Raw genomic sequence first — 25201 nt, 5'->3', positions numbered from 1 at the left:
TCCCCCGTTCGCCCGCTGTCGTTCCGCTGTCCGTGATGGAGCCGTCCGCGCTCACGCCCCACCTCTGCGGTCGGCCGGGCCCGGCGGCCCGGGGACGAGGACGTCCGCCGCGGCCCGCTGGTAGCGCAGCACTGCCTGCTCGGCGACGCGCAGATCGCAGGGCGCGCTCCACAGCATCCGGCGCGCCGCGTCGTACCGCTCCATCAGGAGCGGGTCCTCGGCCAGGCCGTGCCGGGCGACCTTCGCCTTGTACGCGTCCAGCCGGCCGCGCAGCTCGGCGCGGATCGCGAGCGGCGCCGTGACCGCGGTCAGGGACGCGCGGGCCCGCAGCAGTTCGTCCTCGGCGTCGCGCTCCAGCGACTCCAGCAGCGGTGAGAGCCGGTGCCACTGGGCGTGCCTGCGGTACTCGGCGGCGGCCGACAGCCGTTCGTGGAGTACGGTCGGCGGGCCGCTCACCGCGGGCACCTCGGACGCGGCGATCTTCGCCAGCACCTCACCCCGGGCCGCGCGCGCCTCGGTGAGCGTACGGTCGGCACGCGACAGCAGGTCGCGCAGCCGCATCAGCCGCTCCTCCGAGTCCTGACGCACCCGCAGGACCGCCTCGATCTCGCTCCGTACGTCCTCCAGCGCGCGGGCCGCCCGGTCGTAGCGCTCGGTGTCGGGCCGGCCGCCGCCCGGGGCCGAACTGCCGGGCGCGGGACGCCAGAAGCCCAGCGGATCGGAGATCACCTGGGCGCGCAGCGTGGACAGCTCGTGGGTGATCGACTCCAGGTCGTCGCCCGCCGGGTGCTCCCCGGGCCGTACGCCGACGGAGTACGCCAGCGAGCGGGTGCGCTGCAACTCGGCCGAGAGCAGGTCGATCCGGGCGGGCAGCGCCGACCAGACGGAGTCCGCGGCCACGACCATGTCCAGCGAACTCGCGTACAGCCCGTTCATCCGCGTCACCAGTTCGGCGAGCGTGAAGTGTTCTGAGAGCCTGGCGGGGCCGGTGAGGTCCGGCAGTGGCTGGGCGGGGCCGGCGACGGTGACACCCCGGCCGCGCAGCGTCTCCGTCAGCTCCACCAGGTCGTCGCGGCTCGGCCAGCGCCGCCGGGCACGCGCCTCACGGGCGCCGGCCAGCGCGGCGGAGTAGCTCTCGAAGTACGACCAGAGCAGCGTGATCGCGCTTTCGGCGGTGGCCCAGCGGTCCTTGGTGACCCCGGTCAGCTCGGCCCCTTCGAGGAGGCGGCGTCCCGCGTGGTCCTGGAGGGCGAGGAGCGAGGTCTCGATCGCCTCGTGCTCCGCTTCGAGGCGCGCCAGGGCACGGTCCACCTCGTCCCGGTCCATCGCCGGTCCCGGTGGCCTTCCCGTCGCGTCGGGAAAGGAGCCCGTGCCGCCCATCGATCACCTCTCCGCTCCGCTGTACGCCGCCGTGCCGCGTGCCCCGCCGGCGCTGTCCGACGCCGTTCCTGACACCGTCGCCGATACGGTGCCGACCGCTCTCCGGTGCCGTCCGGTGGTGTCCGACACCGTCGGCTCCCGTCAGCCGTCCTTGTACGTGGCCTTCGGCGGCGCGGTGATGCCCGGCAGCGCCGCCTTGAGCCACTTGTCGTACGCGAGCATCCAGCGGCTGTTCGCCCCACCGGCGCGATACCCGTCCAGCACGTTGTTCACCCGGGCCACGAGATCTTCGTTGCCGAGCTTCGCCGCCACGCCGTAGTACTCCGGGGCGAGCGGCTCCCCGACCAGCTCGACCGCCGGGTCCTGGGCGGCCTGACCGGCCGCCAGGGCGTTGTCCGTCACCACCGCGTCGACCTCGCCGAGCTGGAGCCTGACCAGGCAGTCGAGCTGGTTGGGCACCGTCAGCCGGTCCTTGTCCAGGGCCGTCCCGTCGTGGGCGTCCTTGAATATCGCGCCGTAGGACTTCTGTTCCAGCGCCTTGTACGCCGTCGACCCGTCGGCCGTGCAGACCCGCTTGCCGGCCAGGGACTTGTCGAACCCGGTGATCGTCGAGCCCTTGGGCGCGAGCACCTGCTGCCCCGTCTGGAAGTAGGCCGTGGAGAACGCGACCTGCTTGATCCGGTCGCAGGTGATCGTCATCGTCCTGACGACCAGGTCGACGGTGCCGTTGTCCAGCGCGGCGACCCGCTGGTTGGTGGGGATGGCACGGAAGATGACGTCCTTCTCGCTGCCGAGGATGTCCTTGGCTATGGCTCGGGCGAGATCGATGTCGAAGCCCTGCGGCTCCTTGGTGTCCGGGTTGAGATAGCCCCACTGGTAGCTGTTCTGGTCCACCCCGATGATCAGCTTCTTGTTCTCGCGCGCCTTGATCTTCTGGATGGACGGGCCGTCGTCGCCCGAGGGCGGAACGCTGCGCTCCGGATCCTGGCACTCCGCGGCCGTCGTCGCCGGAACGGCCGTGGCCGTCCGCTGCGGGGCGTCCTCCTGGCGCTCCCCGACGGAGTGGGACAGCGGAAGCAGGGTGAGCGACGCGGTCAGCACACAGGCGCCCGCCATCGCCGAGACGCCACCCCAGCCGCGCAGCCCGTCGAACGGCCGGGGACCACGCGTCCCCCGCAACCGGCGGAGCCTCTCTCCGGAAGTCATCCCTCCCCCTCTCACCGGTACTCCGAAAGCCTGCGGCCCACGCCCAGGATCGCGCCCACCGCCGCCACCAGGGCCAGCACTCCGGCGCCGGTCGCCAGCCCCGTCAGCGCGCCCCGGCCGTCCGAGGCGGAATCCTTGAACTCCTTCTGCTCCTGCGTGACCGCCGCACCCAGCGCCTTGTCGACCCGGTCGAAGGACTGCCCCGTCGAACCGTCGGCTCCGATGACCTTTTTCACCGCTGTCCCGTAATCACCCGAACGGTCCGTCTCACTGACCGACTTGTGACGTTCGCGCCACTGGGTGACCGCCGAGATCGCCTCGTCCACCGGTCTGCCGCCCGCGCTGTTGTCGGCGAGCTTCCTGGCCTCACCGAGAGCGGTACTGAGCCTGTCCATGCCCGTCGCGTAGTCCGTCTCGTACTTGTCGTGCTTGCCGTCGGCCGTCAGGACCGCGCCCCGGGCGACCAGGGTCAGGTTCTCGTTCGCGCGCGCCTTGAGGGAGTTGATCCTCGCGTCGTTGAGGACCTTCAGCGACTCCTGGCCCTGCTTCTGCGCGTTGTCCAGCTCCGTACGCGCGACGGCCTGACCGGCGGCCAGCCACAGCAGCAGGACCGTGGCCCCGGCGGTGGCCACGAGCAGGCCGCGGTTGAAGACCCGGTTCGTCCGCCGGTAGTTGCGCCGCTGCGCCCACACGAGCACGCCGAGCGCCATGACCCCGATCGCCAGTGAGACGAACGGCCAGAGCCGCGCCGCGTCGTTGTCCCGCGCGAGCCGGTCCGTCTCCGCCGCGTACAGCTTCTCGGCGGCGGGCAGCAGTTCCTTGGTCATCTGCTCGTTGGCGTACCGCAGATAGGCGCCGCCCAGGGGCAGCCCCTGCCGGTTGTTGGCGCGGGCCCGCTCCACCAGCCCGGTGTAGCGCGGCAGTCCTTCGTTGAGCGTCCTTATCTGCAGGCCGGACTCGCTGTCGCTGTCCGTGTGCGTCGCCGCCTTGATCAGCAGCCCGGACGCCGTGGCGATGTCCTCCCGGTACCGCTGCTGCACCGCTGCCGGCTCCTGGGCGCCCGCCAGGAAACCGCTCGCCGCGGCCGTGTCGGCGTCGGCCAGCGAACGGTAGATGTTCGCCGCGTCCGCGCTCAGCGGCTGACTGCGGCTCACCACGTCACCCGCGGCGGAGTGCCGGTCCGTGATCTCCCACGCCGTCACCGCCCCGAACGCCACCACCAGCAGCGCCAGAGCCGCGCCGATGATCCTCAGCCGCCCGGGCTCCGTCGTCGCCGCGGCACGCAGCCGGTCCGTCGTCTCCCACCACGCCGCACGCCGCGAGGGAGGCTGCGGCGCACCCGGCGGCGCGGGCGGCCGCGCCGGCGCGTGCTGTGGAACCGACGATGGCGCTGTGCGCACATTCGGCGGGTATGTCACGTGACCTCCCCCTCGGTCATGGACGACGGCGGCCCGCCCCCTGCGTACCGGGGGACAGCTCTCGGCCAGCAGTATGGCCGCAGGTACCGACAACTGCGCAAGAGCTGACTGGATCTTGATACCTGACGCGCCCGGCGCAGCCGCCCGCTCTCCCCACCATGAATACGCCGGAACCCGGAGATCGGTTCCCCTTCACGGCGGTTCGTACGCGTTCGGATGACCCACGGCCGAGCTACCCGACTTCTTCCCCCTCCACCCCTCGGCGCCCGGGAGCTACTTGGCCAGGTTCGCCGGTGGCACGAGCGGCGACGCCGCCAGGGACTGCGGGGACGTCGGGCTCGCCAGGGCCGAAGGAGCCGCCACGCCCGCCGTCGGGTCCGGCGCCGACTCCTCCTCCACCGCGGCCGGGATCCCGCCGACGATCCGGATGCCGGCCTCGTCGAAGGCCTGCTTGATCCGCCAGCGCAGCTCGCGCTCCACCCCGACGGCCTGGCCGGGCATGGTCTTCGCGGAGACCCGCACCGTCACCGAGTCCAGCAGTACCGAGTCCAGACCCAGCACCTCCACCGGGCCCCACAGCCGCTCGTTCCACGGATCGTCCTTGGCGAGCTTCTCGGCCACCTGGTTGATCACCGTACGGACCCGCTCCAGATCCTCCGACGGCCTGACCACCGCATCGACGGCGGCCGTCGCCCAGCCCTGGCTGAGGTTGCCGATCCGCTTGACCTCGCCGTTGCGTACGTACCAGATCTCGCCGTTGTCGCCGCGCAGCTTCGTGACGCGCAACCCGACCTCGATCACCTCGCCGGAGGCCACCCCGGCGTCGATCGTGTCCCCGACCCCGTACTGGTCCTCCAGGATCATGAAGACGCCGGACAGGAAGTCCGTCACCAGATTCCGCGCGCCGAATCCGAGCGCCACGCCCGCGACCCCGGCGGACGCCAGCAGCGGAGCCAGATTGATGCTCAGCGCGCCGAGCATCATCAGCGCCGCCGTACCCAGGATCAGGAACGAGGTCACCGACCGCAGCACCGACCCGATGGCCTCCGAGCGCTGCCTGCGCCGCTCGGCGTTGACCAGCAGCCCGCCCAGGGCGCTGCCCTCGACGGTCTGCACACTGCGGTTCATCCGGTCTATGAGCTTGGTCAGCGCCCGCCGGATCACATGGCGCAGCACCAGCGCGATCACCAGGATCAGCGTCATGCGCAGCCCGATGCTCAGCCACGTGGCCCAGTTCTCCTCGATCCAGCTCGCCGCGTCGGTCGCCCGGTCCGCCGCCTCGTCGAGAGTGACGGGGTCGGACGAGGAACCGGCTGCCAGCGGGGCGGACCAGGACACGGCGGAAAACCTCCAGATACGGCCGGACGGATGCGCGGCGGATGCGACTGGTGTACGGCGGGACCAACCACACTAACGGGGCAACGCGGCCCGTCCGGCGCTCCGCACGGCGGAGAGACACTCCTCACGTGGGCCCTGTCGTGCGCCTGTACAGCCCTTGTGAGAGCCGGGGCCGACCGGTGCCGCCCTTGGTGGCGGAAAACACTCCGAGCCCGTTACCTGGACGTGGTGGCGTTTCGACCAGGCATGAGGGGAGACTGAGAGCAGATCGTCCCGGCGCGAGCCACGTGCCGCCGGCGTACAAGGAGGCATCCGTGCCGCATGTCCTGGTCCTCAACGCGTCGTACGAGCCGCTCGGCGTCGTACCGCTCCGCCGCGCGCTCGTCCTCGTTCTGGAGAACAAGGCCCTCTGCCTGGAGGAATCCGGCGCCTATATGCACAGCGAGACCCGCGTCATCCCAGCGCCCAGCGTCGTACGGCTCAAGCGCTTCGTGCGGGTCCCTTACCGGGGTCCCGTCCCGCTGACCCGCCGTGCGCTCTTCGCCCGCGACGGCGGACGCTGCATGTACTGCGGTGGCGTCGCGACCAGCGTCGACCACGTCATTCCGCGCAGCCGCGGCGGACAGCACGTGTGGGACAACGTGGTGGCCGCCTGCCGCCGCTGCAACCACGTCAAAGCAGACCGCCACCTGCGAGAACTCGGCTGGCGCCTCAACCACCAGCCCGCCCCGCCCTCAGGCCTCGCCTGGCGCATCATCGGCACCGGCCACCGCGACCCGCGCTGGATGCCGTACCTGCAACCGTACGGAGCGGAGGACGCGGTCGCCCGGATCGATTCGTTTCTTGTCTGAAGGGCTCGGTTCGCCTCCGGGGCGCTTGGGGCGCTTCAAGTCGGCGTCGACGCGCCCCTGGCCGGTGAGTGAGCCGAAGGGCGCGCCGCTGTCGAAAGGGAGAGCGCCCGCAGGTTTGTGGGGAACGAACAAACCGAGCACGGTCGACCGTCGACAGTGGCACAGAGCGCCCTGAGGCGAACCGAGGCCTCAAGAAAGGGTGGCTGGTTCAAGGGCGCACTTCGTATGCCTCCACGGCGAAGAGTGAGTACCCGAAGCGCGTACCCCGGGTCTCGCCCTGGATGCGGAGGTAGCGGGTGTCCTTCGCGTCCAGGCCGACCGTTTCCCGGCCGCCCCTGCCGTCCCGCACCGTGGCCGCCGTGCGCCATGTGCGGCCGTCCTGGGAGACCTGGACGCTGTACCGGCTGGCGTACGCCTCCTGCCAGTGCAGGACCAGTCGGCCGATCCGGGCCGGCCGGGCCAGTCGCAGTTGGAGCCAGGCGTCGTCCTGTGCCGGGGAGGACCAGCGTGTCGTCGGATCGCCGTCCACGGCCCCTGGTGCGGGGAAGTCGGGCGTCTCGTCGCCGGAGGACGACGCGGTGGCCGTGCGGGCGAGGTCCGGGCCGCCGGTGGCCGGGGAGGCGCGGACCGTCAGGGTGCGTTCCTCGCCCGCGAAGGAGAGCGGTACCTCGTAGCTGCCCGCCGGGGTGCCCTTCGGGACGCTGACCTCCACCGGAACGGTTGTACGTGAGCCGCGCGGCACCGTCGTCTCCTTAGGCGCCTTCACCCGGATGCCGGACGGCGCTCTCGCCGTGAGCGCGCTCTTCACCGGGCCGGGTCGCAGGGCCGTCAGCCGGGCCTCCACCCGTTCGGGGCCCCCGCCGATCTGCGCGTCCGTCTCGCCCCGCGCCAGGGTCAGACCGGCCTGCGGTTCGTCCGCGAACCAGGGGGCGAACGCGATCGCGGACGGCGGTTTCCCCGTGGTGGGGCCGCCCGGCCACACGATGCGTACGGCGTCCACGGAGGTCCCCTTCAGCGCCTTCAGCGTCTTGCCGCCGTTCTCCGTCCAGCCGCTCGGTGACAGGGGGCCCAGCGCCCGCCAGCCCCGGCCCGGCACATGCGCCTCGACGGTCGCGCCCGGTCCGGTGCCCGGCGCTGTCATCGTGTGCAGCGTCTCGACGGGCCGGGGCCGCCCCACGCTGACGGTGTACGTGCGCCGGCCGTCCCCGGCGGTGTCCTCGGTGACCGCCTGGCCCTTCACGCGGCCCGCGCCCGTCCAGGCCGAGGATTCCTTGACCGCCCGGTCCAGGAAGGCGCCCAGTACGTTCCTGCCGACGGTCGCCCCGGCCGCCTTCGCCGCCGTCCGCAGGGGTGCCAGCTTCAGCGAGGCCCGCCAGGCGCCGGCCCCGTCGCCCCGGTCCTGGGCGGTCAGCATGTCCACGGCCAGTTCGCCCGCCGCGCCGTACCGTGCGAGCTGGTCGAGCCAGGGCCGTACCTCGTCCTCCAGCTGCCCCCCGGCCGTGCCGGAGAGCCGCCCCCGGGCCTCGCGCATCGAGGTGAACGCGGCCCGCAGCGGGGTCGCCGCCGCCTTGCGGGCCTTGGGGTCCATGGTCGTACGGGAGCGCCAGAACGCGGCCAGCAGCGGTTGCAGGTACGCGGACTCCGACGGACTGAGGACGGACGAGGCGCTGTTGCCCGCCAGCACGCTCAGGGCGTCACGGGCCCGGGCGTCGCCGTCCGCGAGGTCCGCCACGGCGGCGCGCCAGGACTCCTGGGGCCGGTAGCCGCGCGGGTTCCACGCGTAGTCGGCCGCCGTGAACAGCGGGATACGGGAGGCGGACGCCTGTTCCATCGCGTTGGCGAGCAGCGCGGCCGAGCCGGTGGCGACCGCCGGTTCCCGGCCGGTGTACGGGCCGAGGAAGAGCCGGCCCTGCTCGTAGTCGTTGACCGGATAGTTGTCCAGGGTGACCATCGGGTGCTTGAAGGCGGCCCGCGCGGTTGTCAGCTCGCGGCCGGTGATCGCACGCGGCACGACCCCGACGCCCGTCCACACCACCTGTACGGGAGGGGCGAGTGCCCCGGCGAGCGCCGTGCGGTAGGCCGTGGCGCCGTCCTGGTAGTACTCGGTCGGCATCACCGTGAGCCGTTCGGTGCCCGGGTGCCGCTCCGCGAGCCGGGCGGCCACCGCGTTCGCCACGCGTGCCTGCGCCCTGGCCGCCGCGGCGGGGCCCGAGCCGAACGCCTCCGCGTCGGCGCGGCAGTTCCACTCGCTGTAGCTGACGTCCTGGAACTGGAGCTGGAAGGCGCGTGCCCCCAGCTCCCACATCGCGTCGATCTTGCGGTTCAGTGCGGTGAGGTCCTTCTTCGACGTCACGCACATGGACTGGCCGGGGGAGACGGCCCAGGCGAGGGTCACATGGTTGCGCTGGGCGCGCTCGGCCAGCGCGCGGAACCGGGCACGTTCCGCGGTGGGGTACGGATCGCGCCAGCGCGCCTGCCGGAACGGGTCGTCGCCGGGCGCGTACAGGTACCGGTTCTGCTTGGTGCGCCCCATGAAGTCGAGCTGGGCGAGCCGCCGCGCGTGGCTCCAGGGACGCCCGTAGAACCCCTCCGCCGTACCGCGTACGGCCGTGCCCGGCCAGTCGCGTACGACCACTCCGGGCATGGCGGGCCGCTCGCCGCCGTCCCCCGTGGCCCGGGGGGAGAGCAACTGGCGCAGGGTCTGGACGGCGTGGAAGAGGCCGTCGTCGCCGAGGCCGTCCAGGGCGACGGTGCCACGGCCCTCCACGGTGCCCGCCGCGAGCCGGTAGCCGCCGGACGCCATGTCGGCCTGCGCGGGGGCGCGCAGGGCGTCGAGCGCGTCGCGTGCGCCCGCGCCGCCCGCGAGGACGACCGGACCCCTTCCCGGTGCGGTACCGGACGCCGGCGCGCGGTGTACGGTGCGGACCCCGGCGGAGCGCAGCAGCGCGGCCAGCTCCCGTACCGCGTACGGGTCGGATCCCGCGCCCGCGACGATCGTGGCCTCGTCCCCGAGGACGACGGGCCGGCCTGCGGCCCGGAGCGACTGCGGCCGGGGCCAGACGGCGGGAAGCGCCTCCTGTTTCACTCGTTCGGGTGAAACAGTCGCGGGTGATGCCGGGTCCCTGGGGGCGGCCTGCGCACCCGGCGCGGCGGAGAGGAGACCGCCGATCACGGCGACGGCCATGGCGGTCGCGGTTCCCCTCCTGTGCCCGAGCCGCATGCCCGACTTCCCTCCTGCTGCTCCCCGGTACCGCCGGTACCGCTGCCTGGCCCTGTCGAGGTCCTGCCGTAAGTCCGCCAACGCCGTTCCGTCACCGTCCTGTAGGAGTCCGCCCGGCCACCCGCGTCGCACTCCGGCCCCCGGGCGGCAACGAGCCCACCACCCGCCTATGAGGGTGTCAATGCGCGCGGCCCCTGTGTCGCATTTGCCCGTTGTGGTAATCATGACCAACGTGGCGCGCGGTCATGATCGACCTCGGCAGGGAGTACGGCCGGTCCGGCCGCTGAGTTCGGGGAACAGAACGTGACTCAACACACGTTTACGGGGGGTGGACGTCTGCGAGCTCGTCCGCTGGGTAGGGCTGGTGTGTCCTGCTCCCCATCCTCAGGAGGCGCCGTCATGGCCGCATCCGCACAGCTCCTGCTCTCCGCCCTCTCCAAACAGACCGAGCCCGCGCCTCTGACCAGCGAGCCTCCCCTCGCCGCCGTCTTCGCGGGCCCCCTCACCAGCGAGCCCCCGCTCGCCGACGCCGCCCCCCTCACCAGCGAACCGCCCCTCGCCGACACCGCCCCCCTGACCAGCGAACCGACCGCGCCCGGCACCGCCGGCGGTAACGAGTCCCCAGGGGTATGACCTTCTGAACAGGAGTCCGTATGGGCTTGGCCAGGCTCGCCGAGCTGCACGGTGTCGCCACCGGGTACGCGCCCTCACCGGGCAGCGACGCCCCGGTACCCGACGACACCGTCGTCTCCGTGCTCGCCGCGCTGGGCGTCGACGCGTCCACGCCCGCGGCGGTGAGCGCCGCCCTGAGCCACGCCGAGTCCGCCGCCGAGAGCCGACTGCTGCCGCCGACGCTGGTGCTCTGGAGCCCGCCCGACGGAGCCGGAGCCGGTACCGGCGCGGAAGGAGCCCGAGCCGAAGAGGGCGTGGACCGGCCGCTGCCGGCCGCCCTGACGGCGCTCCCGGCGGGCTCGACGCTCCGCGTGGAGGTCGAGCACTGGCAGAGCGCGCGGGGCGAGACGGTCGAGCTGCCCGGAGTGGCCCCCGTACCCGTCGCCGCCCGCGTGCCCACCACACCCTCCGCGTGGGCCCGGCTGCCGCTCGGCGTCCACCGGCTCTCCGCCGAGGCCCCCGACGGCCGTACGGAACACGCCGTGCTCGTCGTCGCGCCCGAACGCGTCCCGCAGGCCCCCGCCCGTACACACGGCTTCCTGGTGCAGCTCTACTCGCTCCTCTCCGCACGCTCCTGGGGCATGGGCGACCTCGGCGACCTCGCCGAACTGGCCACCTGGTCGGGCCGCTCCCTCGGCGCCGGCTTCGTCCAGATCAACCCGCTGCACGCCGCCGTGCCCGGCGCGCCGACCGACCCCTCCCCGTACCGCCCCTCCTCGCGCCGCTTCCCCGACCCGATCCACCTGCGGATCGAGGCCGTGCCGGAGTACGCGTACGTACACGGCCCGGACCGCGAGCGGCTGGACGCGCTGGTGGAGAAGGCCGCGGCGCTGCGCGAGGCCGTCCTGGGCAAGAGGCCCGACACCGAGACCGGCCGGACCGGCGAGTACGGCGAGCTGATCGACCGCGACGCCGTGTGGGAGCTGAAGCGCGCGGCCCTGGAGATCCTGGACCGCGTCCCGCTCGGCCCCGGCCGCCACGCCGACTACTGCGACTTCCTGGCCGCCCAGGGCCGCGCCCTGGAGGACCACGCCACCTGGTGCGCCCTCACCGAGGTGCACGGCTCCCGGTGGCGCGACTGGCCGGAGGGGCTGCGCGACCCGCGTTCCGCCGAGACCTCCGCCGCGCGGGCCCGGCTCCTCGACCGCATCGACTTCCACTGCCGCCTCGCCTGGCTCACCGACGGACAGCTCGCCGACGCCTCACGGGCCGCCCGCGAGGCCGGCATGGCCGTCGGGATCGTCCACGACCTCGCCGTCGGGGTCCACCCGGACGGCGCCGACGCCTGGGCGCAGCAGGACGCCTTCGCGGACGGCATCTCCGTCGGCGCCCCGCCGGACGCCTTCAACGCGCTCGGCCAGGACTGGGGGCTTCCCCCCTGGCGCCCGGACGTCCTGGCCGCGTCCGGCTACGCCCCGTACCGCGGACTGCTCCAGGGCCTGCTGAGGCACGCGGGGGCGCTGCGGATCGACCACGTCATGGGGCTGTTCCGGCTCTGGTGGGTGCCGGAGGGACAGCCGCCCACGCACGGCACGTACGTGCGCTACGACGCGGAGGCGATGCTCGCGGTCCTCGCCCTGGAGGCGCACCGTTCGGGCGCCGTCGTCATAGGGGAGGACCTGGGCACGGTCGAACCCGGCGTACGCGAGGCGCTGGAGCGGCGTGGTGTGCTCGGCACGTCGGTCCTCTGGTTCGAACGCGACTGGGACGGTACGGGGCGCCCGCTGCCGCCCGAGAGCTGGCGCGAGGGGTGCGTGGCCACCGCCACCACCCACGACCTGCCGTCCACGGCGGCGCGGCTCACCGGCGAGCACGTGGAACTGCGCCACCGCCTCGGCCTGCTCACCCGCCCGCTGGAGCAGGAGCAGTCGGACGAGCACGCGGAGGTCGCGGAATGGCTCGGCTGCCTCACCCGGCTCGGCCTGCTGCCCGGCGGCGACGGCGACGAGGAGGAGACCATCCGCGCCGTCTACCGCTTCCTGCTGCGCACCCCGGCACGGATGGTCGGGGTCTGGCTGCCGGACGCGGTGGGTGACCGCCGCCCGCAGAACCTGCCGGGCACCTGGGACCAGTACCCCAACTGGCGGCTGCCCGTCGCGGACGCGCGGGGCCGCCCGATGGCGCTGGAGGACCTGGCCGCGTCGCCGCGCCTGCACCGGCTGGCAGAGGTGCTCCGGCACGCCTGACCCCCGCGTACGTCTCCCCCGCGGAAGCCGCACGGTGCGGTACGGCACCCCGCCCGCGCGGGGCCGGGGGGCGTTCGCTACGTTTGCACCGTGGACAAGAAGAACACTCTGCGCGCCGGCGCCCTGGCAGCCGGTACGACGCTGATGATGCTGCTCATGACGTCCCCGGCCCTCGCGCTCACCCGCGATGACGGCGACGACCCCGGCCCGGGCCTGAGCGTGGTCGAGACCCTCGGCCTGTTCGTGGTCGCGCCGCTGGTGATCTTCGGCGTCATCGCCGGCCTGGTGATGGTGCTCGACAAGTCCCGCAAGCAGCACGCCTGACGCTTCCGCCTCCGAAGGCGCCGCCCGCACCCCGACCAGGTGCCCGGGCGGCGCCTTCGCGCGTCCCGGGCCCCCGGTCGGGGGCTACCGGGGCAGCCGCCAGGTCTGATTCTCGGCGGCGTGGCAGTCGAAGAGGATGAGCGGCGTGCCGTTCGACGTGACCCCGTCGGTGAGGTCCAGACACCGGCCGGAACCCACGTTCTTGAGCGTCCCGTCGGCCTGGCTCTCCCACTGCTGCGCCGGGCTCCCGTTGCACTCCCACAGCCGTATGGGCGTGTTGTTCTCCGTACCGCTCCATTCCACGTCCATGCACTTGCCCAGCGCCTGGAGCGCGCCCCCGCCGAGCACCTTCCACTGCTGGGCGTCGGTGTCGTTGCACGTCCACAGTTGCAGTACGGCGCCGTTCTCCGTGTCGGAGTTGGCGACATGGACACACTTGGACTCCATCCCGGTCACCGCGCCCACCGGATCCGCGGGTTTCTCGGGTGTCAGCTCCACGGGGGACTGGATCGCACTGGACGGCGCCGGTCCTGCCAGGTCGGTGGAGTCGTTCTCGCCCCAGCCGGGCTGGACCACGAGCAGCACCGCCCCGACGATCGCCACGAGCGCGGCGACACTCGCCGACACCAGGGCCGTCCGCCGTCCGGCGCCCCCGGCGGCCGGAGGCGCGGGAACGGGCCGCGCCGGGGCGAGGAGCGTCCGGGGGGCGGCGGCGATCGTCAGCTCCTCGTGCGGGGAGCGCGGCGGTGCGCCCGCGGACGGAGGCGTGTCCGCCTGGCCCGGCGCGCCGTCCACGACCGTCGGGGTGGCGCTCTGCGCGTCGGTGACGAGCCGCCGGTAGACGGGATCGTCGGTCAGCGCGGACCGCACGTCGCACCGCCGGATGATCTCCGCGGGATCGGGCCGCCGCTCGGGCGCCACATTCACGCAGGCGGTGATCAGCTCCGCGACCACCGGATCGACACCGTCGACGTCGATCTCCCCGTGGAGGGTGCGGTACACCACCCCGGCCGCGTTCTCCCCGAAGGGGCCGCGCCCGGTCGCCACGTAAGCCAGGGTGGCCCCGAGGGCGAACACGTCCGCCGCCGGGCCGACCTGGTTGTCGGCGAGCACCTCGGGCGCGGTGTAACCGAGGCTGCCCACCGTCTGCCCGAGCTGGGTCAGCGCGGTCTGGTCCGCCGTACGGGCGATGCCGAAGTCGATCAGCCGGGGCCCGTCGGCCGACAGGATGATGTTCTGCGGCTTCAGGTCACGATGGCTCACCCCGCGCGCGTGCACGTCCGCCAGCGCCTCGGCGAGAGCGGCGAACAGCAGCAGACAGAACCGGCCCGGCAGCACGCCCGGCTGCTGCGACCGTACGGCCGCTCCGAGCGTCGGGCCCGGCACGTACTCCGTCGCCAGCCAGTAGGGGCGCGCGTCGACCTCACAGTCCACCAGCGCCGCCGTGTACGCGCTGCGCACCCGCCCCACGGTCTCCACCTCCCGGCGGAACCGGGCCAGTATGTCGGCGGACTCGGCGAAGTCGTCCCTGACCACCTTCAGCGCGAGCAGTCGGCCCCCCGGCGAACGTCCGAGGTAGACCTGCCCCATGCCCCCGGCGCCGATGCGCCCGAGAATCGTGTGGTGGCCGAGCTTGGTGGGGTCAGTGGTACGCAGCTTTTTCACGGCGGGATCATCTCGCATGCCGCGCGCGGAAGTTGAACTGGGTAGGCGCTGAGACCGGCTGGAAAACACCGATCCGCCCCTCACGTCCACGCCGCCGGCCGCGCCCGGGGCGTCGGTGGCATCGTGAAGTGGGAGCGGCGGTCGATCGGTGCGGTGCGGTGCGGTCTGGTCCGGTCCGGTCGGGTCAGACGATCTGCGGCACGGCGCCGGCGATCTCGTCGTCCCAGTTGGTGACGATCGGCTTCTCGACCACGGCCGGCTCCGGGAGCTTCAGCGAGACGGGGTTCTCGTCCTCCTCGGAGGTGGCGACGATGACTTCCTCGAACTCCACACCGGAGTCGCCGTTGGTGGTCTTGGGGTTGATACCGGCGTAGGCGACGGTGGAGCCGGTGAGCTTGATCGCGTCTTCGCCGCCCTGTCCGACCGGGGAGGCGACCCCTTCCCGCTTCGAGCCGAAGGACACGCTGGGGGTGTTGGGGTCGAGGTAGCAGGTGATACCGGACTTGGCGGAGACCGTGACGAGGTAGTAACCGCCGGCCTGGGTCTCCGAGGTGACCTTGAAGTTCAGGTCGTTGGTGCCGCAGGACTGCCCGTAGCCGTCCTTGCCGCTGTCGCCGGAGCCCGCCGCAGAGCCGGTGGAGCCGGAGTCCTTGGAACCGGAGTCCTTCGAGCCGGAGCCGGCATTCGAGGCCGTGGCCGAGTCCGAGCCGGAGTCCGAACCGGAGCCGCCCGTGGTGGAGCTCTCACCGGCGCTGCCGGCGGTGGCGGACTCCGTGGCGGAGGAGGTCGCGGCGGCGGCGCCGTCCTCCTCGGGGCCGCACGCGGTGGTCGTGGCGGCGAGGGCCGTCACGGCGGCCGCGGCGAGGACGAGGCGGGTGGAACGGGCGGCGAGACGCGAGCGCATCTTGATCTCCAGCGGCTGTCGGTTGCGGTGTTTCCTGCTGACACCGACGACATTAGGGCCGGGTCGATCCTGAAACGATCCCGCGGATGTCCGGGTTCTGTCTCAGCGATCCGGTTCCGTCAAGACGCGTCGAATCTCGCCAACCCGCAGCTCAGGGGCGCCCGGTGACCACCCGTGGGCAGTCACCGGGCCCGGACCACAGGCCCCCGGCGTCAGCCGGCTACGCGGCCCCCGCCTCGTCCGCCGCCTGGGCCCGCAGCGCGCGTTCCACGCCCGCGCGGGACTCCGAGATCAGCCGGCGCAGCGCCGCGTTCGGGCCCGCCGAGGCGAGCCAGGCGTCCGTCGCGTCCAGGGTCTCCCGCGTGACCTGGATCGCCGGGTAGAGGCCGATCGCGACCTGCTGGGCCATCTCGTGGGAGCGTGACTCCCAGACGTCCGCGACCGCCGCGAAGTACTTCTCCGCGTACGGCGCCAGCAGCTCGCGCTGGTCGGTCTGGACGAAGCCGCCGATCACCGCCTCCTGGAGGGAGTTGGGCAGCTTGTCGCTCTCCACGACGGACGCCCACGCCTCCGCCTTGGCCTCGGCCAGCGGACGGGCCGAGCGGGCTGCGGCGGCGTGGCGTTCGCCCGCCGCGGTGCGGTCGCGCTCGTACTCCGCCGCGATCTCCTCCTCGTCGTGGAGCCCGACCGCCGCCAGCCGCTGGACGAACGCCCAGCGCAGCTCCGTGTCGACGGCCAGGCCCTCGACCGACTCCGTACCGTCCAGAAGGCCCTGCAACAGGTCGAGCTGCTGCGGTGTACGGGCGGTCGCCGCGAACGCCCGTGCCCAGGCGAGCTGGTGGTCGCTGCCCGGCTCCGCCGACCTGAGGTGCGCCAGCGTGGCCTCCGTCCACCGGGTCAGCCCCGCCTCGCGCCACGCGGGCGCCGCGTACAGGTCCAGCGCCAGCTTCACCTGACGGTGCAGCGACTGGACGACGCCGATGTCCGACTCCTTCGCGATGCCGGAGAGCACCAGCGCCAGGTAGTCGCGGGTCGCCAGTTCGCCGTCGCGCGTCATGTCCCACGCCGACGCCCAGCACAGCGCGCGCGGCAGCGACTGCGTGAAGTCCCCGAGGTGCTCGGTGACCACGCGCAGCGACTCCTCGTCGAGCCGGACCTTCGCGTACGACAGGTCGTCGTCGTTGAGGAGGATCACGGCCGGGCGCGGGGTGCCCGCCGGGAAGGGCACCTCCGTACGCTCGCCGTCGACGTCCAGCTCGATCCGGCTCGTGCGGACGAGCTTGCCGTTCTCGTCCAGGTCGTAGCAGCCGACCGCGATCCGGTGCGGGCGCAGGGTCGGCTCCCCCTTGGCGCCGGCCGGGAGCGCCGGGGCCTCCTGCCGTACCGCCAGCGAGGTGACGTTCCCCGCCTCGTCCAGCTCGATCTCCGGACGCAGGATGTTGATGCCGGCCGTCTCCAGCCACGCCTTCGACCAGGTCTTCAGATCACGCCCGGAGGTCTCCTCCAGCGCGCCCAGCAGGTCCGGGAGGCGCGTGTTGCCGAAGGCGTGCGCCTTGAAGTACGCCTGCACGCCCTTGAAGAACTCGTCCTGCCCGACGTACGCGACGAGCTGCTTCAGCACGGAGGCGCCCTTGGCGTACGTGATGCCGTCGAAGTTGACGAGCACGTCGTCCAGATCGCGGATCTCCGCCATGATCGGGTGCGTGGAGGGAAGCTGGTCCTGCCGGTACGCCCAGGTCTTCATGGAGTTGGCGAACGTCGTCCAGGACTGCGGCCACCGCGAGTCCGGCGCGTACGCCAGGCAGGCGATCGACGTGTACGTGGCGAACGACTCGTTCAGCCACAGGTCGTTCCACCACTCCATGGTGACCAGATCGCCGAACCACATGTGCGCCAGCTCGTGCAGGATCGTCTCGGCCCGCGTCTCGTACGCGGCGTCCGTGACCTTCGAGCGGAAGACGTACTGGTCGCGGATGGTCACCGCGCCCGCGTTCTCCATCGCGCCCGCGTTGAACTCCGGGACGAAGAGCTGGTCGTACTTGGCGAAGGGGTACGCGTAGTCGAACTTCTCCTGGAACCAGCCGAAGCCCTGCCGCGTGACCTCGAAGATCGCGTCCGAGTCCAGGTACTCGGCGAGCGAGGGCCGGCAGTAGATGCCCAGCGGCACGGACTGCCCGTCCTTCTCGTACGAGCTGTGCACCGAGTGGTACGGACCGGCGATCAGCGCGGTGATGTACGTCGAGATGCGCGGCGTCGGCTCGAAGACCCAGAGGTGGTCCTCGGGCTCGGGAGCCGGTGAGTTGGAGACGACGGTCCAGCCCTCGGGCGCCTTCACGGTGAACTGGAAGGTCGCCTTCAGGTCGGGCTGCTCGAACGACGCGAAGACGCGGCGCGCGTCCGGCACCTCGAACTGCGTGTAGAGGTACGCCTGCTCGTCGACCGGGTCGACGAAGCGGTGCAGCCCCTCGCCCGTGTTGGTGTACGCGCACTCCGCGACGACCGTCAGCTCGTTCGGCCCCTCGTGCAGCTCCTTGAGCGTGATCCGCGAGTCGGCGAAGACGTCGGCGGTGTCCAGCGCGGTGCCGTTCAGCACGACCTCGTGCACGGCGGGCGCCACCAGGTCGATGAAGGTCTCCGCCCCGGCCTCCGCGCTGCGGAACCGCACGGTGGTCACGGACCGGAAGGTGCCGCCCTCCTGCGCGCCGCTGAGATCGAGGTCGATCCCGTACGAGTCAACGGTGAGGAGGCGCGCGCGCTGCTGCGCCTCTTCGCGGGTCAGATTTGTGCCAGGCACCCGGTTCATCTCCTCGGTATGTGACGTGTGGAGTCATCCTTCCACGGCCGGTACGGGAGATGCGGTGGCACAGGGCTGCCCGGCCTTTCCCGGGAGGCCGGGCGTGCGCGGGTGTTGATCCGGGGCCTCTCCGGGCGAACGCTTGTCCTATGCATCGGAGGGAACAGGCCGCCGGACCGCCACCGGAGAAGAGCGCGTTCTCCCCGTCCGTCCTCGCCGTAGCCGCCGCCACCTGCTGTGTCGTCACCACCGAGATGCTGCCCGTCGGCCTGCTCACCCCCCTCGGACGGGGGCTGGGGGCCTCCGACGGTACGGCCGGGCTCGCCGTCACCCTGCCCGGACTCGTCGCGGCGCTCGCCGCGCCCCTGCTGGCGGTCGCCGCGCGCCGCGCCGACCGGCGGACCCTGCTCCGTACGCTGCTGCTCCTGCTCGCAGCCGCCAACGTGCTCTCCGCGCTCGCGCCCGCCTTCGGGGTGCTGCTGCTGGCGCGCGCCCTGGTCGGGGTCTGCGTCGGGGGTGTCTGGGCGATCGCGGCCGGGCTCGCCGGGCGGCTCGTCGGCGGCGCAGGGGCGGGGCGGGCCACCGCCGTGATCTTCAGCGGGACGGCGGTGGCGTCCGTGCTCGGGGTGCCCGCCGGGACGCTGATGGGGGGCTTCGCCGGGTGGCGCTGGGCGTTCGGCGCGATGGCGGTGCTCGCCGTCGGGGCAGCCGCGCTGCTCGCCGTGCTGCCGCCGCTGCCCGCGCGGGAGGCGGTACGGCTCCGCGAGGTCGCCGGGCTGTTCCGGGTCCCGGGCGTGCGCGCCGTCCTGGTGACGGCCGGGCTGCTGGTCACCGGGCACTTCGCCGCGTACACCTACGTGCGGCCCGCCTTGGAGCGCGTGGAGGGTATTGGCCCCGGACCGGTCAGCGGGCTGCTGCTGGGGTACGGGGCCGCCGCTCTCGCGGGCACCTTCCTGGCGGGCGCGGTCGCCGCCCGCGCCCCACGCCGGGCGCTGCTGGGCCTCGCGGCGCTGCTGGCCACGACGGTCCTGCTGACCGTCCCCGCGGGCGGTTCGGCGGCCGCCGCCGTGGCGCTGCTGCTGGTGTGGGGCGTGGCGTACGGCGGGGTGCCCGTCAGCGCCCAGAGCTGGCTGATGACGGTGGTCCCGGACCACCGGGAGGCGGGCTCCGCGCTCTTCACCGGGGTGTTCAACGCGGCCATCGCGCTCGGCGCGCTCCTCGGCGGCCGGGCGGTGGACCGCCACGAGGTCGCCGGGGCGTTCGGCCTCGGCGGCGTGCTGGCCGCGCTCGCCGTCGTCCTGGGGGCGGGGATGACGGCGGGGCGGGTGCCTCGTACCACCGGCCACTGAGACCGGGAGGTACGAGGCACCCGCCCCGCCGCCGTAAGCGTCCTCGTGAGCCGCCCTGAGCCGGAGCCGCCGCCCAGGGCCGCTCCGTAACCGCCGTAAGCCGCCGTACGCCCGCCGTGAGCCGTCCTACGCCGTCAGCTCGGCCGCCACCAGCTCCGCGATCTGGACCGCGTTCAGCGCGGCGCCCTTGCGCAGGTTGTCGCCGGAGAGGAAGAGCGCCAGGCCGTTCTCCGCCGTCTCGTCGTGACGGATGCGGCCGACGTACGACACGTCCTTGCCCGCCGCCTGGAGCGGCGTCGGGATCTCGGACAGCTCCACGCCCGGCGCGTCCTTCAGCAGCTCGTAGGCGCGCGCCACGCTCAGCGGGCGGGCGAAGCGGGCGTTGATCTGGAGGGAGTGGCCGGAGAAGACCGGTACCCGGACGCAGGTCCCGGAGACCTTCAGCTCCGGGATCTCCAGGATCTTGCGGGACTCGTTGCGGAGCTTCTGCTCCTCGTCGGTCTCGAAGGAGCCGTCGTCCACGATGCCACCCGCGAGCGGCACCACGTTGAAGGCGATGGGGCGCTGGTAGACGGCGGGCTCGGGGAAGTCCACGGCCCCGCCGTCGTGCGTCAGCTTGTCCGCCTCGGCGACGACCTTCTGCGCCTGGCCGTGCAGCTCGGCCACCCCGGCGAGCCCCGAGCCGGACACGGCCTGGTACGTCGTGGCGACCAGCGCGGTCAGCCCCGACTCGTCGTGCAGCGGGCGCAGCACGGGCATGGCGGCCATCGTGGTGCAGTTCGGGTTGGCGATGATGCCCTTGGGGCGGTCCGCGATCGCGTGCGGGTTGACCTCGGAGACGACGAGCGGGACCTCGGGGTCGCGGCGCCAGGCGGAGGAGTTGTCGATCACGACGGCGCCCTGTCCCGCGACCTTCTCGGCGAGCGCCTTGGAAGTGGCACCACCGGCGGAGAAGAGCACGATGTCGAGCCCGGAGTAGTCGGCGGTGGACGCGTCCTCGACCGTGATCGGGGCGGACCCCCACTCGATGGTGGAGCCCGCGGACCGGGCGGACGCGAACAGCCGCAGCTCGGTGACCGGGAAGTTCCGTTCGGCCAGGATGCTGCGCATGACCGTGCCGACCTGACCGGTGGCTCCGACGATTCCGACCTTCACTGGGGCTCCTTCACTCGCGACTGTCCCGGGAACGCGTTCTCTCATGATGCGTATGTCCCCGGCCGGTTTGTCCAATCCATTGTCCGAGGAGCGGGACAGGAACCGGGGTGAGGCGCCGGACAAGCCGAAGGGCGGGCGCCCGTTCGGACGCCCGCCCCTCACCGACTGTGACGCGGGGTTACGGTGTGACGCTCTCGATGATCACGCTGCCGGTGCCCGCGGCCGTACCGCGCGCGTTGAGCAGCTTGACCTCGCCGAAGAACTGCCGGCCCGCCGGGGCCGCGCTGTTCACCAGGACGTTCGCCGAGACCTGCGCCGACGCGCCGGTGGCGAGCTTCACCGGCTTCGAGGCGTCGGCCGTGACCGAGCCCAGGGACGCCGAGTAGTACACGTCACGGTAGTCGTACGCCGTGGACCCGGCCGGGACCGAGTAGGCGTCCACCACGACCGTGTACGTACCGGCGGCCGGGTCGGCCAGGCTGACGGACTCCTCCGAGCCCGCCGACGTGGACGCGCCGACCTGCGCACCGTCCTTGTAGACCAGGAGGTCCAGGTCGGCGCCGTTGTCCGAGGTGCCGCCGATGGCCACGTCGAGCCGCTCGACGCCCGCGCCGAGGGTGACGGTGGTCGTCTGCTGGTCACCGTCCGAGATCGTCGGGCGGGTGACCTTCGCCGAGCCCAGCGAGCCGCCGCCGAGCGTGCCGTCGATCGCGGCGAAGCCGTTGGTGACCTTCCAGGAGACCGGCGTGGCGGTGCCGATCTTCGCGGCGGGGATCGAGGTGACCGCCGGGTCGAAGGAGGCGCCCAACAGCGTCACGTCCAGGGTGTACGGGTTGTCCAGCAGCGGCGACGTACGGCGCGACTCGACCTCGATCTCCCAGACACCGGGCGCCGGGTCCGCGTACGAGCGCACGTCGGGGCGGCAGGTGTTGGCCGGGTTCGGGTAGTTCGGGTAGCAGTAGACCGTCGAGCTGTTCTCCATCGCCACGCCGTACGGGTGCAGCGAGATGAAGCGGGTCTGGCTGTCCTTGGCGAGCCCGCCGAGCGCCACCTCCAGCGTCCCCGCGCCCTCCGGCACGGTGACGAAGTACGAGGTGGAGCTGTTGCGCTGCACCGAGTCCTTCGCGGTGACGGTGTACGCGGGCTTCGAGGCGCCCGTCAGCTCCTTCGCGACGACGACGGTGGCGAGGATCTGCTTGTCCACGCCCTCCGTGCGGCGGTCGTCGACCTCCAGGATCGCGCTGTGCACCCCGGCGGAACCGGGCCTGGCCTGCACGGTGACGGTCACCGGCTGGTTCAGCGGCAGCTTGATCCGGTCACTGCCGAGCAGCCGGAACGTACCGTCGTCGTACTTCCACTTAAGCCGGTGCTCCAGCGCGCCCTTGCCACCCGTGGTCCGGGTGATGGTGACGTCGTACGTCCGGCTCTTGCCGGCCTTCAGCCCGCCCTCGCGGTCGTACACGCCGGTGCCGAAGCCCGGGGTCTTCAGGAACTGGTCGAGCGCGGTGTCGACCGGCGCCTTCACACCGTACTCGTGCGCGGCGACCGCGTGCTTGCCGGAGGCACGCTCGATCGACTTCCACGCGTCCACGACATCGATCAGACCGGCGCCCTGCTCGTGCGCCTGGAGACCGGAGATCTTCGACGCCGTGCTGGTCAGCGCCGTCCGCAGCTTCGCCGGGGACAGCTCGATCTTCTTCTGCTTCGCGGCCGAGATCAGCAGCGCGCTCGCGCCCGCGGCCTGCGGGGAGGCCATCGAGGTGCCCTGGAGCATCGAGTAGCCGGGCGGCAGCGCGTACCCGGCCTCGGCGACCGGGCCGCCGGGCGCCCAGGTCTGGGTGGCGTTGATGGCGGCGCCGGGCGCGGTGAGGGTCGGCGTGAAGCCGCCGTCCTCGCGCGGGCCCCGGGCGGAGAAGGGCAGCAGCGCGTACTTCTTCGACACCCCGGAGCCGTAGTTGGCGGCCCAGGTGTCCTTGGAGATCGACGCGGCGACCGAGATGACCTTGTCGGCCAGGGCCGGGTCACTGATGGTGTTGGTGCCGGGGCCGTCGTTGCCCGCCGAGATGACGAGCTGGACGCCGTAGGTGTCGATGAGCCGGTTGTACAGCTCGGCGCGGGCGTTGTTGCCGTCGTTGAGCGGCGGCAGACCGCCGATCGACATGTTGACGATGTCCACGCCGCGGTTGACGACGAGGTCGATCATGCCCTCGGTGAGCGCGACGCTGGTGCAGCCGCCGCTCCAGGTGCAGGCGCGCGAGGAGACCAGCTTGGCGCCGGGCGCCGCGCCGTTCATCTTGCCGCCGAAGAGCCCGTTGGCCGCGGTGATGCCCGCGACGTGGCTGCCGTGCGAGCCCTCGATGACGCCGATGCTGACGTAGTCGGAGGTCGCGCCCGCCGAGTTGTGGACGACGTCCTTGCGGATCTCGACGGTGAACGGGATGCGCTCGACCACCGGGGTCGCCGGGTTGTCCTTGCCGAAGTAGCCGATCTGGAAACCGTTCTTGTACGGCTTCATCGCGGCGTCGTCGGTGAAGTCGCCGTCGTTGTCCAGGTCGACGCGTACGGTGCCGGTCGCCGGGTCGTACAGCACGCCCCACACGTCGGTGGTGTCGCCGTCGCGGTTGAGGTCACCGGCCATCTCGCCGCCGAGCGTAGCCCGTTCGGCGAAGGTGGTGAACTTGTACGAGCCCGCCGGCGCCTTCCACGTACGGCCGGCCGCCGTGAACGACGGGCCGGTGACCGCGCCGTTCATCCGCAGCCAGGTGCCGTCGCCGTCGGAGACCGGGTCCGTCGCGGTCACCCAGTCGACGACCTTGCGCTCACCGGTGGTGGTCTTCTGGAGCGCCGGGTGGCCCAGGTCGATCCCGGTGTCCAGGATGCCGATGGTGACGCCGCGTCCGTCGGCCTTGGGGTGCTTCTTGACGAAGTCGACCGCGCCGGTCTCGAAGGACGGGTTGTACGGGTTCTTCGCGGGCGTCTTCCTGTCCGGCGCCGGGTACTTCTTCACGGCCGGAGTCTTCGATGCCTTCGACGACCGCGACGACGTGGCGCCCTGCGCGGTGTCCGCCGCGGGCTTCGGGTCGTCCAGCTCGATCTCCTGCTGGAGGTCGATGCCGTGGACCGACGAGAGCTTCTGGGCCGCCTTGATCGCCGCGTCCGCCTCGGCGGTGGGCAGCGTCGCGCGGACGTAGCCGAGCTTGTCGTACGTCTTGCCGACCACGGCGCCCTCGACGGCGTCCAGTTGGCCGGCGACCTGGCGGGTCGCGCCGGGGGCCGTGGCGATCATCACGGTGACGCTCTTCTCGCCCTCGGCCTTCGCCTTGGCGAGCAGATCGGCGTCGGCGGCCCCCAGCTTGTCGGAGCCGGCGGACGACTTCACGGGCGCGGGGGCGGCCGGGTCGTCGGCGCCCGTCGCGGAGAACGCGGGCCCCGCGCCGGTGGCCATCAGCGCGGCCACCAGGCCGGCCGCCGCCGTGACCCGGGCCATGCGTCTCGGCCCGGATATGGAGCTGTCGGATTCGGAGGTCATCAGCATCCTTGATCGATGAATGAGGAAGTCCGGATTGCGGTACCGGATGACCGCTCAGTTTTTCGTACAAGTGGGGGTTTTGAGGAGAGCTGTCAGGGGCGCGTTTGAGTCATGGCGGAGATCCGCCACCGCGTCATACGCGCCATCAGGGGACGCGCGCAGGGGCACGGGGAGGCGAGGAGGAGGCGACCGGGCGGCCGGCAAGAGGTGAACGGGCCACAGCTTCTCGGCAGGTTCTAGGCTCACGGGATGAACCAGGAGCTACGAGTGGCCGCTTACGCCGTGTGCGTCCACGACGGACAGATCCTTCTCGCGCGCTGGGTGGCGAAGGACGGCGCCAAACGCTGGACGCTGCCCGGCGGCGGCATGGACCACGGCGAGGACCCCGTCGACACCGCCGTCCGCGAGGTCGAGGAGGAGACCGGCCACACCAGCGAGATGACCGCTCTCCTGGGCGTGGACTCGATCCGCCGCCGCTACCCCCGCAAGCTGGGCGCGTTCGCCGACTTCCAGGGGCTGCGCATCATCTACGAGGGCCGCATCACCGGAGGCGAACTGCGCCCCGAGGAGGGCGGTTCCACCGATCTGGCCGCCTGGCACGCCGTGGACGCGCTCGCGGAACTCGACCGCGTCGAACTCGTCGACGTGGGGGTACGGCTGTGGCGCGAGCGCCCGGTCCTGGGCCGGGTCAGCGGTCAGGAGCCCGACCCGGTGGAAAACGCCCGACCGGAGAACGGCTGAAACAGGCCGACTCCCCCTGACGGTCGACTCCACCACGGTGGGCTGAGCCCCGCCGCGGCCGCTGCCCGCACGCCGGCCCGCCGAGATGACGGACACCGTGTGGCCGGCGGACGGGAAGCCCGACGCGTCGGGGCCGGGGTACGGCCTCGGCCTGATGCGGCAGCCGCTCTCCCGCGGCAAGGAGGTCCGGGGCCGCGGCGGCGGTGTCCACGGCTCGCGGTACAGCGCGGTGACCACGGAGGACGGCGGGCCCGCGCTCGCCCTCGGCCTCGACGGCGACCGGGCGGGCGGGCGACGCGGGCCAGGCCGACGAGGCCGAGTTCCGCGGCTGAGGCCCTGTCGGGGGGGGGGCGCGCGGCCCCCCCCCCCCGGCCCACAAAACGGGCGGGGGCCCCCCCCCCCCCCCCCCGCCCCCCCCCCCCCCCCCCCAAAGGCCCGACACCCCCCCCGGGCCGGCAGCGGACACCAC

At 72.6% G+C, this 25201-nt stretch carries 16 protein-coding genes; 6 read left to right on the top strand and 10 right to left on the bottom strand.

The window, feature by feature from the left end:
* Nucleotides 1-51 precede the first annotated feature (51 nt).
* The 4 genes from ACFXPL_RS00105 to ACFXPL_RS00090 form a co-directional block, all read right to left on the bottom strand.
* On the bottom strand, nt 52-1380 hold the full coding sequence (locus ACFXPL_RS00105; RefSeq protein ID WP_384909893.1) for a hypothetical protein: 1329 nt from the start codon (nt 1378-1380) through the stop codon (nt 52-54).
* Between the two features lie 141 nt (nt 1381-1521).
* Nucleotides 1522-2586 carry a glutamate ABC transporter substrate-binding protein gene (locus ACFXPL_RS00100; protein WP_384909890.1) on the bottom strand — a complete coding sequence of 355 codons (1065 nt, stop codon included), beginning with the start codon at nt 2584-2586 and terminating at the stop codon, nt 1522-1524.
* Between the two features lie 11 nt (nt 2587-2597).
* Nucleotides 2598-4004, bottom strand: a complete 1407-nt coding sequence (locus ACFXPL_RS00095; protein WP_384909887.1) for a hypothetical protein — start codon at nt 4002-4004, stop codon at nt 2598-2600.
* 273 nt (nt 4005-4277) lie between these two features.
* On the bottom strand, nt 4278-5342 hold the full coding sequence (locus ACFXPL_RS00090) for a mechanosensitive ion channel family protein (RefSeq protein ID WP_384909884.1): 1065 nt from the start codon (nt 5340-5342) through the stop codon (nt 4278-4280).
* Nucleotides 5343-5656: 314 nt separating this feature from the next.
* Between ACFXPL_RS00090 and ACFXPL_RS00085 the strand changes: the two genes are divergently transcribed.
* Entirely contained in the window at nt 5657-6193 is a 537-nt protein-coding gene (locus ACFXPL_RS00085) for an HNH endonuclease (RefSeq protein WP_384909881.1), read from the top strand.
* Nucleotides 6194-6401: 208 nt separating this feature from the next.
* Here ACFXPL_RS00085 and ACFXPL_RS00080 read toward each other — a convergent pair whose 3' ends face one another.
* Nucleotides 6402-9413 (bottom strand): beta-N-acetylglucosaminidase domain-containing protein, encoded by a 3012-nt coding sequence (locus ACFXPL_RS00080; protein WP_384909879.1) that lies wholly within the window; start codon nt 9411-9413, stop codon nt 6402-6404.
* Nucleotides 9414-9812: 399 nt separating this feature from the next.
* Between ACFXPL_RS00080 and ACFXPL_RS00075 the strand changes: the two genes are divergently transcribed.
* From ACFXPL_RS00075 to ACFXPL_RS00065, 3 genes are all read left to right on the top strand, one after another.
* The gene (locus ACFXPL_RS00075) at nt 9813-10046 is read left to right on the top strand and encodes a hypothetical protein (RefSeq protein ID WP_384909874.1); all 234 of its coding nucleotides are present in this window, start codon (nt 9813-9815) and stop codon (nt 10044-10046) included.
* A 20-nt stretch (nt 10047-10066) separates the two neighbouring features.
* A complete protein-coding gene (gene malQ / locus ACFXPL_RS00070) occupies nt 10067-12271 on the top strand; it encodes a 4-alpha-glucanotransferase (protein ID WP_384909871.1) in 2205 nt (734 codons plus the stop codon).
* Between the two features lie 90 nt (nt 12272-12361).
* Nucleotides 12362-12595 carry a hypothetical protein gene (locus ACFXPL_RS00065; protein ID WP_384909868.1) on the top strand — a complete coding sequence of 78 codons (234 nt, stop codon included), beginning with the start codon at nt 12362-12364 and terminating at the stop codon, nt 12593-12595.
* A gap of 84 nt (nt 12596-12679) precedes the next feature.
* Here the strand turns inward: ACFXPL_RS00065 and ACFXPL_RS00060 are convergent, their stop codons facing one another.
* The 3 genes from ACFXPL_RS00060 to pepN all read right to left on the bottom strand — a co-directional run bounded on the left by ACFXPL_RS00060 (nt 12680) and on the right by pepN (nt 17958).
* Nucleotides 12680-14260 (bottom strand): ricin-type beta-trefoil lectin domain protein, encoded by a 1581-nt coding sequence (locus ACFXPL_RS00060; RefSeq protein WP_384909865.1) that lies wholly within the window; start codon nt 14258-14260, stop codon nt 12680-12682.
* Between the two features lie 184 nt (nt 14261-14444).
* Nucleotides 14445-15164 carry a hypothetical protein gene (locus ACFXPL_RS00055; RefSeq protein WP_384909862.1) on the bottom strand — a complete coding sequence of 240 codons (720 nt, stop codon included), beginning with the start codon at nt 15162-15164 and terminating at the stop codon, nt 14445-14447.
* Nucleotides 15165-15384: 220 nt separating this feature from the next.
* Complete coding sequence (gene pepN, locus ACFXPL_RS00050) at nt 15385-17958, bottom strand: aminopeptidase N (protein ID WP_384909859.1); 2574 nt, start codon at nt 17956-17958, stop codon at nt 15385-15387.
* 149 nt (nt 17959-18107) lie between these two features.
* Here pepN and ACFXPL_RS00045 point away from each other — a divergent pair, with 149 nt between their 5' ends.
* The gene (locus ACFXPL_RS00045) at nt 18108-19307 is read left to right on the top strand and encodes an MFS transporter (RefSeq protein ID WP_384909856.1); all 1200 of its coding nucleotides are present in this window, start codon (nt 18108-18110) and stop codon (nt 19305-19307) included.
* A 126-nt stretch (nt 19308-19433) separates the two neighbouring features.
* On the opposite strand, the gene ACFXPL_RS00040 is transcribed toward ACFXPL_RS00045, so the two are convergent.
* Both ACFXPL_RS00040 and ACFXPL_RS00035 read right to left on the bottom strand, forming a co-directional pair.
* Complete coding sequence (locus ACFXPL_RS00040) at nt 19434-20462, bottom strand: aspartate-semialdehyde dehydrogenase (RefSeq protein WP_384909853.1); 1029 nt, start codon at nt 20460-20462, stop codon at nt 19434-19436.
* A 178-nt stretch (nt 20463-20640) separates the two neighbouring features.
* A complete protein-coding gene (locus ACFXPL_RS00035; protein WP_384909850.1) occupies nt 20641-23997 on the bottom strand; it encodes a S8 family serine peptidase in 3357 nt (1118 codons plus the stop codon).
* 243 nt (nt 23998-24240) lie between these two features.
* Between ACFXPL_RS00035 and ACFXPL_RS00030 the strand changes: the two genes are divergently transcribed.
* The gene (locus ACFXPL_RS00030; RefSeq protein ID WP_384909847.1) at nt 24241-24732 is read left to right on the top strand and encodes an NUDIX hydrolase; all 492 of its coding nucleotides are present in this window, start codon (nt 24241-24243) and stop codon (nt 24730-24732) included.
* Nucleotides 24733-25201: the final 469 nt, after the last annotated feature.

Origin of the sequence: Streptomyces sp. NPDC059092 (assembly GCF_042756365.1) — a bacterium.
Taxonomy (GTDB): Bacteria; Actinomycetota; Actinomycetes; order Streptomycetales; family Streptomycetaceae; genus Streptomyces.
The sequence above is the reverse complement of the archived record's forward strand: the minus strand, read 5'-3'. Positions and strand labels throughout refer to the sequence as shown.

What these genes read in the sequence shown, in the direction of transcription:
- ACFXPL_RS00105 (WP_384909893.1), bottom strand. Translation starts at nt 1,380, where the DNA reads ATGGGCGGCACGGGCTCCTTTCCCGACGCGACGGGAAGGCCACCGGGA.
- ACFXPL_RS00100 (WP_384909890.1), bottom strand. Translation starts at nt 2,586, where the DNA reads ATGACTTCCGGAGAGAGGCTCCGCCGGTTGCGGGGGACGCGTGGTCCC.
- ACFXPL_RS00080 (WP_384909879.1), bottom strand. Translation starts at nt 9,413, where the DNA reads ATGCGGCTCGGGCACAGGAGGGGAACCGCGACCGCCATGGCCGTCGCC.
- ACFXPL_RS00075 (WP_384909874.1), top strand. Translation starts at nt 9,813, where the DNA reads ATGGCCGCATCCGCACAGCTCCTGCTCTCCGCCCTCTCCAAACAGACC.
- malQ (WP_384909871.1), top strand. Translation starts at nt 10,067, where the DNA reads ATGGGCTTGGCCAGGCTCGCCGAGCTGCACGGTGTCGCCACCGGGTAC.
- ACFXPL_RS00055 (WP_384909862.1), bottom strand. Translation starts at nt 15,164, where the DNA reads ATGCGCTCGCGTCTCGCCGCCCGTTCCACCCGCCTCGTCCTCGCCGCG.
- ACFXPL_RS00045 (WP_384909856.1), top strand. Translation starts at nt 18,108, where the DNA reads ATGCATCGGAGGGAACAGGCCGCCGGACCGCCACCGGAGAAGAGCGCG.
- ACFXPL_RS00035 (WP_384909850.1), bottom strand. Translation starts at nt 23,997, where the DNA reads ATGCTGATGACCTCCGAATCCGACAGCTCCATATCCGGGCCGAGACGC.
- ACFXPL_RS00030 (WP_384909847.1), top strand. Translation starts at nt 24,241, where the DNA reads ATGAACCAGGAGCTACGAGTGGCCGCTTACGCCGTGTGCGTCCACGAC.